This is a genomic window from Pseudoalteromonas sp. MMG007 (assembly GCF_018100985.1).
GTDB lineage: Bacteria > Pseudomonadota > Gammaproteobacteria > Enterobacterales > Alteromonadaceae > Pseudoalteromonas.
On sequence record NZ_JAGJEI010000046.1, the window covers coordinates 1 to 702 of the forward strand.

Consider the following 702-nt stretch of genomic DNA (forward strand, 5'->3'; position numbering starts at 1 on the left):
ACGGTAAAGTTAATAACGGTGCCTTCAACGGCATCACTTGTGCCACTTAATGTTGGGGTGACGTCGTTACTTGAACCTGGGCTGGTTAACTCAAGTGTCGGTGCAATGGTATCTATTTCACCAGTGCCTGTAGCGGTGGTGTTGTTACCTGCCACATCTTCAACACTCGCACTAATAGTGTATGCACCTTCTGCAAGTGCTACCGGTACAGGGATTGACCACGTACCATTAGCAAGTACGGTGGCACTCATTGTTTGCGCTACGCCGTTGCTGTCGGTGACAACAATAGTGACTTCACTTCCCTGCGGTGCATCGCTTGTGCCTGCAATCGTTGGCGTGGTGTCGTTGCCCACACCGTTGTCGGCAATAACAAGGCTCGGGCCAGTAAGGTCTATCTGACCTGTCTCAGTGGCACTGCCTATATTCCCTAGGCCATCATCTACCTCGGCGGTGACCGTGTATTCACCTTGCGCTAAATCAGCTGGGGCATCGACGCTCCATACGCCACCGGTGACGGTCGTATCAACAGTCGTAATATTTCCTGCACTGTCTTCAAACGTTAAGCTGATGGTAGTGCCATCGACTGCATCGCTTGTACCATTAATGGTTGGCGTGGTGTCGTTGGTATCAACCAAGGCATTAATACTAATGCTTGGTGCATTCGTATCAAGCGTCGCGGTTTCACTTAATGTGGTGGTGTTG

1 protein-coding gene is annotated in these 702 nt (G+C 50.7%); it reads right to left on the bottom strand.

The window, feature by feature from the left end; all coding sequences use genetic code 11:
* Positions 1-702, bottom strand: a 702-nt coding sequence (locus J8L71_RS18345) for an Ig-like domain-containing protein (protein WP_211001800.1), incomplete at both ends; no start/stop codon positions are given.